Source organism: Gordonia aichiensis, from assembly GCF_039946255.1.
In the GTDB taxonomy this organism is placed as follows: domain Bacteria; phylum Actinomycetota; class Actinomycetes; order Mycobacteriales; family Mycobacteriaceae; genus Gordonia; species Gordonia aichiensis_A.
This window is the reverse complement of record NZ_JBCDWL010000017.1, coordinates 86,126-93,653: the sequence shown is the minus strand read 5'-3', so window position 1 is coordinate 93,653 and position 7,528 is coordinate 86,126. Positions and strand designations below refer to the sequence as shown.

The window sequence follows — 7,528 nt, the reverse complement described above, 5'->3', positions numbered from 1 at the left end:
GAGCTGACAAGTCGAGACGAAGCCCACCATGATGGCCGCACATACGACACCAGTCCCACTCGGACAAGGAGCTAGAACCAAGCCTTCCAGCTAGCACCAGACCAGCCAATACCCATTAGAGATACGCTCGCTCACCCTGGGGGCGCTTCTCAGGCTGGTCGAGTAGGCCGAGGCGCTAGCCGAGGACGTATCGAGACCCCGTCACCACAGGTCTCGATACACTCGCGAACTCCGTTCGCGGGCTACTCGACCAACCTGGGGGACGCTGCTCAGGCTGGTCGAGTATCGACACCCCGTCACCTCGGGTCTCGATACGCTCGCTCACTCCGTTCGCGGGCTACTCGACCACCCTGAGGGACGCTCCTCAGGCTGGCCGAGTATCGACACCCCGTCACCACAGGTCTCGATACACTCGCGAACTCCGTTCGCGAGCTACTCGACCACCCTGAGGGACGCTGCTAAGGCTGGTCGAGGACGTATCGAGACCCCGTCGCCGGGGGTCAGATCTTGTGACCGTCCCACTCGTGGTCGTGCATGAAGGCTTCGGCGAGACCGACCTTGTATTTGACACCGTGGGTCAGGATCGCGGCGTAGGCGGGGATCAGCATGGCGGCGGGCTTGCGGTCGAGCGGATCGTAGATGACGTCGCTCGCGGCGCGGAAGTCTCGCAGGAACGTGCGGAACCGATTGTTCGGCAGCGAGTCCTTGCGCCACCCGTACAGCGCCATGCCGACCCCGATCATCCGCGTCCGGCCGACCGGCGGATGAATGATCTCGGTGTTCTCCCCGAGGAAGGCGCGGTCGATTCCGCTGTCGCGGGTGAACATCATGATTCCGCTGGTTCCGCGCGGATTGCACTCGATGGTGAACAGTCCGCGTTCGGGATGGTCGATGAAATCCAGGCCCATGTGGCCGGTGAAATTCACCGACTTGGCGAACCGCTGAACCCATTCTTGAATCGGCTGATGGTCGACCTGCTCGAAAGTCAGGCACGAGCTGCCCCCGATCGCATAGCGCACCGGATAGGTCGCGTGCGCGAAGACCTCACCCTCGCGACAGATCGAATAGGTGCAGTACCGCTCGCCCTCCAGCCACTCCTGGGCGATCCACGGATTGTTCGGATCGAAGGTCAGGTAGTCGAGCGACTCGCCCGGTCGGACCTTGTACACCTGCTGCGAACCGCGCGAATACGTCTGCTTGACGGCGAAGGGCGTGTCGAAGTCGAGCTGCGCGACGTCGTCGGACGACGCCACCCTGCGGAACTTCAACGTCTGGAATCCCCGCTCCACCAAAGCCTCCTGGAAGGAGAGCTTGTTGTGCAGCATGTCCTCGACCTCGAACGGCGACAGGAACAGATCACACGAGGCGGGGAACAGCCCGGCCATCATCGACAGGATGTCGGTCTCCTCGTGGATCGGGATCACCATGTCGATGCCCTCCGTCTCCACGATGTGCGCGACTTCCCGGCAGTACTCCTGCGGTTTGAACTTGGGGGCGCTGACCCGATGGAATCCGGAGACGGCATTCGAATAGCGGCCGACGGCGATCGGCAGACTGTCGCAGACCGACACGCGGTGTCCCGCCGCAGCCAGCAGTCGAGCCAGGTTGAGCGTCAGAAACGAGCGGCCGAACGTGATCAGGATGTGTTTGCGCATACCGGAGTCCACAAATACACAGTAGACACGGGAACAACCCTGCCGTGTAGCGTGTTCTTACCGAGGACTCATCAACAGCTCAGGGGAATCTTCGTTGTACGTAATCGGGATCATCGCGGCGTCGATGGCTGCGGTGGCCTACGGGGTCTCGACGGTTCTGCGTGCTCTCGGCGCCCGTCGGGTCGCTGTCGAGCAGCGCGAAGACGGTAAGGCCGGGATCGACGGCAGCACGTCGCCGTCGGTCGGTTCAACGTTCTCCACCATCGCCGACCCGGCGTTCATCTTCGGCACCGTCATGGTGGTCGTCGGCTTCGCGGGCGGCGCCGTCGCGGCGCGCTTCCTGCCGCTGTTTCTGGCCCAGTCGATCGTCTCGGCCAACCTGGTCGTGACGGCCCTGCTGGGCACCTTGATGTTGGGCATCACCCTGCACACGCGCGACTGGGTCGCGATCTGGCTGGTGGTGCTGTCGCTGTTCATGCTCGGCGTCTCCTCGGCTCCGGGGGCCGACGACGACGCCTCGATGACCTTCCACTGGGCCCTGCTGGCGGCGACGGTCGCGCTGTGCGCCGTCTCCCTGATCGGCGTGTACAGCGGCGGGAAGTTCGCGGCGCCGATCGGCGGCGCGGGCGCCGGCCTGCTGTTCGGTGTCATCGCGTGCTCGGTGCGCGTCCTCCACGGACTCGAGCCCTTCAACCTGCTGACCGTGCTCGCCGACCCGGCCGCCTGGTCGATCGCGATCGCCGGGGCGATCGGCTTCTACGTGCAGACCGTCGCCCTGCAGGTGGGCGCCGTCAGCGGGGTCACCGCCATGCTGGTCGTCGGCGAGACGGCAGGCCCCAGCGTCATCGGCGTCGTCTTCCTGGGCGACTCCGCACATCCGGGACTCGGCTGGCTCGCCGTCGTCGGCTTCGTCGGCGCGGTGGTCGGTGCGGTGCTGGTGGCCTGGTACGGCACCGGCGATCCCGACCACTTCGGCGAGGCTCCGCCGGAGAAGGGCGGCTGGCGGCGCGGCCGCGAAGACGTCGAGGCGTAGTCGCCCCGACGTCCGCGCGGCTCGAGCTGTCGGCTACGGCAGCCAGTCGGCGATCACCGCGGCCAGTTCGGCGACGAACGGCGCGCAACTCCGTGGAATCGGCGTTGCCCTCGTGGTAGACCTTCGGCATCAATTCGCCAGTGCAGTCCGCGTACTGGGTCGCGGACTGCAGTCGCTGAACGTTCCCGCCGTATGGAGGTACAAGAACTCGACTACAGACCAACGACTGTCAGCGATCCCGGAACCGTGTCGGGGTGCGGCCACGCGTCTCAGACCCGGGCCGGTGACGAGGCGCGCGCCCAGAAGCGCTTGGGGATGCGACCGGCCCGCGCCGCCAGGAACCCGCCGATCACGGCGTGACGCATGGCGGCCGCCATCGTCTCGGGATCGTCGGCCCGGGTGACGGCCGAGGCCAGGAGCACCGCGTCGCAGCCCAACTCCATCGCGAGCGCGGCGTCGCTGGCGGTGCCGATGCCGGCGTCGAGCACCACCGGCACCTGCGCCCGCGCCACGATCATCTCGATGTTGTGCGGATTGCAGATGCCCAGTCCGGTACCGATCGGTGCGCCCAGGGGCATCACCGCCGCGACACCGGCGTCCTGCAGCCGCAGCGCCAGCACCGGGTCGTCGTTGGTGTAGGCGAGCACCTGGAATCCGTCGGCCACCAGCGCGGCGGCGGCGTCGACGAGTTCGAGCGGATCGGGCAGCAGGGTGCGGTCATCGGCCACCACCTCCAGCTTGATCAAGTCGGTCTCGCACGCCTCCCGCGCCAACTGCGCCGTCAGCACGGCCTCGGCGGTCGTGTGGCATCCGGCAGTGTTGGGCAGCACCGCGATGCCCAGCCGTCTGAGCAGGTCGAGCACCCCCGTGCCCGATCCGGGGCTGATTCGGCGCATCGCCACCGTGGTCAGCTCGGTGCCCGAGGCCACCAGCGCCCGCTCCAGCGTCTCCAGGTCGGGGGCGCCTCCGGTGCCGGTGATGAGCCGCGACCGGAAGCTCCGGCCGCCGATCGTCAGCGGCGCACCTACATGCGCCATCCCCGCGTCCGGTGTTCCCGCGTTCGGTGTTCCCGCGTCCATCATCGGGTCAGCCGCCCTGGACCGCGGTGAGGATGTCGATCTCGGCGAAGGGTTTGAGCGGCCGATCCCAGTCGGCGCTGGGGCGGACGACGCCGTCGACGGCGACCGCGACCCCGCAGTCCGGCAGGTCGAGGCAGGTGAGCAGTTCAGCGACGGTCGGGGCCGCGTCGAAGGTGACGACGTCCCCGTTCACGGTCAGTTCCATATTCAGACTCCTGTGTCGATCGTGTTCTGTATCTGCTTGTCGGACAACGCGTTCGCCAATCCGTTCCGCGCCTCGTCGAGCAGGTCGACGAACCGGTCGGCGGTCCAGGGGGCCAGCGCGACGCCGTTGCGTCCGTGCCCCGCGGCGACCGTGATCCGGTCGTCTATCCGAGAGACGACGGGCACGCCGTCGGGCGACGAGGGCCGGATGCCCGCACCCGCCTCGGCGAGCTCGTAGGTGCGCAGGCCGGGCATCAGTTCGCCGGCGTCGGCCAGCAGGTCCGCGACGCCGCCGGCCAGCGGTGCGCGGTCGGCGTCGTCGTACGCCTCGTACTGGGTGGCGCCGAGGACGAGTCCGTCGGCGCGCGGGGCGAGGTAGACCGGGCGCCCGTGCCAGCGGGCGCGGATCACGTGCCGGGGCGGCGGCACCGACCATCGGGTCCGCCGCAGCCGGAGGATCTCGCCCTTCTCGCCGCGCAGATCGACCTCGGGCAGCAGCCTCCTCGTCCCGAGCCCGGCCGCGACCAGGACCTGATCGCCGGGCACCTGAGACAGGTCGGTCACCTCGGCGGCCACCCGCTCGACGCCCGCGGCGTCCAGCGAACGGTGGAGCGCGGCGATGAACTCCCGGTTGTCGACGGCGCCCTCGCCGACCGCGCGGAAGCCGCCCGCGGTCCCCCGCACCAGCGCGGGTTCGTCGGTGCGCAGCTCCCGCGCCGTGCGGGCGATCAGCCGATCGGCATCGGACGGCGCCTGGGACAGCAGGAACCCGACCTGCGACCGGAGATGCTCCACATCGGCCGGAGTCGCGCCGATCAGTAGACTGTCGGTGGCGACGCGGACGTGCGGGTCGTCGAGTCGCGCGAGCAGCGCGGGCCAGCGCGCGACCGAGTCCCGGGCGATCGCCAGCAACCGGTCCTGGCCGGGATGCCCTTCGGCGAGACAGCCGAGCATCCCGCCGGCGACGTGCGCCGCGCGCCATCGCGGACCGGCGTCGAAGACCCGCACCCGCCATCCGCGATCGGCGGCGGCGAGCGCGCAGGTCAGTCCGACGGCGCCGCCGCCGACCACGGACAGGTCGCCGACGGGCACGATGCCATCACTCATGGAGAGTCCTTCCTTCGCCGGCATGATCCGGATCAGGTGTGACGGTCAGCGCCGGCGCAGCGCACTCTCAGCCCGGCGGACCTCCGGACTCCCGTGTCGATATCTGCCTCCGACTCTACCGCCCGCCGCAAGTCGGCCGCGGACCTCGCACCGCTAGGGTGGCGGTCATGAACGCGCGCACCCGACTGGCCGACGCTCACCTGTACCTGTGCACCGATGCCCGACGCGAGCACGGCGACCTGGTCGACTTCGTGCGGGCGGCGCTCGACGGCGGCGTCGACATCGTCCAGTTGCGCGACAAGAACTCCCCTGGTGAGCGCGCTTTCGGCGAGCTCACGGCGCAGCAGGAGCTCGAACTGCTGGGGCAGATCGGTGAGCTGACCCGCGCCGCCGGCGCGCTGCTGTCCGTCAATGACCGAGCCGACCTCGCCGTCGCCGCGGGCGCCGACGTCCTCCACGTGGGCCAGGACGACCTGCCGCCCGCGGTCGCACGGCGGATCGTCGGACCGGAGGTCGTCATCGGCCTGTCGACGCACAGCGTGGAGCAGGCGCGCGCGGCGGCCGCCGACCCCGACGTCGACTACTTCTGCACCGGTCCGTGTTGGAGCACCCCGACCAAGCCCGGCCGGGCCGCGACGGGCCTGGACCTGGTCGTCGCGACCGCCGCCGACGGTCCGACCAAGCCGTGGTTCGCGATCGGCGGCATCGACGCCTCGCGCATGTCACAGGTCCGGGCGGCCGGGGCGCAGCGCGTCGTCGTGGTCCGGGCCATCACCGGTGCCGAGGATCCGGCCGCCGCCGCGCGCCTGCTGAGGTCGTCGGTCACGGCGTAGTGTGCTGCGGCGGGCGGATCTCGATGCGCTTCCTCCGCTTCGCTCCGGATGCTTACTCGATCACCCTGGGGACGAGCCCCGGTGGCGTCGGCCCCGGGCGACCTGAGCGAAACGCCGCCCAGCAGGCTGATCGAGAAACGACCCGAACGAAACGCCGCCCCAGGCTGATCGAGTGAGCGACCCGAACCAAGCGCCGCCCCAGGCTGATCGAGTAAGCGACCGGAGCGAAGCGGAGGCCGCGCATCGAGATCCACGTTCCGCTCCACCCACAAGCCGCGCAAAATCGGCTTGCCTTTCCCGCGCAGCCGAGTAGGCTGCACTCCAATCATGTTGTGGAATCTTCTTGTAGCCCGCCGCAGCGGGGTCTGATCACGGCCGACCCCCCGCTGCGGGTTCGTCGTCTCCACTCCTGGATCTGTCGGTCACCGATTCTTCGACCGAAATGAAGCCTCCAGATGCGCACCATTCAGTTCTCCTCGACATCCTGTATCCGCAATGGGTTCGACGCCGATCGGGCGTACGGACCGCAGGGGCGTCGCCAACCCGACCGGCGGTTGCCACACTGGTTTCCGCGGGAGGCGGCAGGAATGTCCACGCTCGATTTCGACCGAACCTATGCGCCGGACGGCGACATCACGCTGCAGACGCTGTCGATGGAACTCGACCGCGCCGACACCGTCACCTGCCGCGCCCGGATCACCCGCGGGCGCCGCAGCCACGACCTGGCCGCCACCGCCACCGGCCCCATCGGCGCGATGACCGAGATCCTGTACGCGCTCGGCGTCGGCGTCGAGATCGTCTCACTGTCGCAGGAGCGTGACGGCGACGAGACCGTCGTCTACCTCCTGTGCGAACGGGATGCACGCCGAGTCCGCTCGTACGGCCGGGGCCGCACGGGCGACGAGGCTGCCGTCAACGCGCTGATCGCGGGCGCCAACCGGCTCACCGCCTGACCGACCGTCGCACCACTTCCCGCGTATCGCACCGCTTGTGTTCTGCGCACTCGGTCGCGACCGGGTGCGCAGAACACAAGCGGTGCGATACCGGCTCAGGTCAGACGCGGACGCAGCCCCGGCCACGCCTCGGCCAGGCCCGGATGCAGCGCGAGGTCGGCGACCTCGTCGACCGGCACCCAGCGCAGTTCGGTGGACTCCCCGTTCCCGACCGTCGCGACGGGCGAATCGGCCTGCGCGATCACCGTCGTGTAGCTCCAGCCGCCCGGCGCCCGGTGGGTCATGATCGACTCGACCACCCGCACATCGCTGTCGCGGATCCCGGCCTCCTCGCCCGCCTCCCGGACCGCCGCCTGCTCGACGCTCTCGTGCGAGTCGCGGGCCCCGCCGGGCAGCCCCCACGTGCCGCCCTGGTGCGACCAGATCGCCCGGTGCTGCAGCAGGACCGCGACACCGCCGTCGACCGGCGCGCACAACAGCAGACCGGCTGCGCCGTGCCGTCCCCAATAGCGCGCACCATCGGCGTCGAACACCCAGCCATCACCGTCTCCGCGCACTCCGCGACCTCCTGCGCCCACGCCCTGCCTCGAAGCAGGGGTCTCTGACGAATCACCGTACCGGGCTGCTCACGCGAGCGCAGTCACGCCGACTAGGGTTGGACACA

General features: G+C 69.3%; 8 protein-coding genes. 3 read left to right on the top strand and 5 right to left on the bottom strand.

Translation table 11 applies throughout. The features are described from left to right. Positions 1-500 precede the first annotated feature (500 nt). The gene (locus AAFO60_RS17095) at positions 501-1,667 is read right to left on the bottom strand and encodes an ATP-grasp domain-containing protein (protein WP_424326946.1); all 1,167 of its coding nucleotides are present in this window, start codon (positions 1,665-1,667) and stop codon (positions 501-503) included. 82 nt (positions 1,668-1,749) lie between these two features. On the opposite strand from AAFO60_RS17095, the gene AAFO60_RS17090 reads away from it, so the two are divergent. Continuing rightward, positions 1,750-2,688 (top strand): EamA/RhaT family transporter, encoded by a 939-nt coding sequence (locus tag AAFO60_RS17090; RefSeq protein WP_347957430.1) that lies wholly within the window; start codon positions 1,750-1,752, stop codon positions 2,686-2,688. A gap of 269 nt (positions 2,689-2,957) precedes the next feature. Here the strand turns inward: AAFO60_RS17090 and AAFO60_RS17085 are convergent, their stop codons facing one another. The 3 genes from AAFO60_RS17085 to AAFO60_RS17075 are packed head-to-tail and all read right to left on the bottom strand — an operon-like array spanning position 2,958 to position 5,078. Next, positions 2,958-3,725: a thiazole synthase gene (locus AAFO60_RS17085; RefSeq protein ID WP_347957429.1), complete on the bottom strand. Its 768-nt coding sequence runs from the start codon at positions 3,723-3,725 to the stop codon at positions 2,958-2,960. Positions 3,726-3,774: 49 nt separating this feature from the next. Further along, positions 3,775-3,972, bottom strand: coding sequence for a sulfur carrier protein ThiS (gene thiS, locus AAFO60_RS17080; RefSeq protein WP_347957428.1), 198 nt, complete (start codon positions 3,970-3,972; stop codon positions 3,775-3,777). A gap of 2 nt (positions 3,973-3,974) precedes the next feature. Further along, the gene (locus tag AAFO60_RS17075) at positions 3,975-5,078 is read right to left on the bottom strand and encodes an FAD-dependent oxidoreductase (protein WP_347957427.1); all 1,104 of its coding nucleotides are present in this window, start codon (positions 5,076-5,078) and stop codon (positions 3,975-3,977) included. Between the two features lie 167 nt (positions 5,079-5,245). Here AAFO60_RS17075 and thiE point away from each other — a divergent pair, with 167 nt between their 5' ends. After that, the gene (thiE, locus tag AAFO60_RS17070) at positions 5,246-5,911 is read left to right on the top strand and encodes a thiamine phosphate synthase (RefSeq protein ID WP_347957426.1); all 666 of its coding nucleotides are present in this window, start codon (positions 5,246-5,248) and stop codon (positions 5,909-5,911) included. A gap of 587 nt (positions 5,912-6,498) precedes the next feature. Next, positions 6,499-6,864, top strand: coding sequence for a hypothetical protein (locus tag AAFO60_RS17065; protein ID WP_347957425.1), 366 nt, complete (start codon positions 6,499-6,501; stop codon positions 6,862-6,864). 95 nt (positions 6,865-6,959) lie between these two features. Here the strand turns inward: AAFO60_RS17065 and AAFO60_RS17060 are convergent, their stop codons facing one another. Next, a complete protein-coding gene (locus AAFO60_RS17060; RefSeq protein ID WP_347957424.1) occupies positions 6,960-7,421 on the bottom strand; it encodes an NUDIX hydrolase in 462 nt (153 codons plus the stop codon). Positions 7,422-7,528 lie beyond the last annotated feature (107 nt).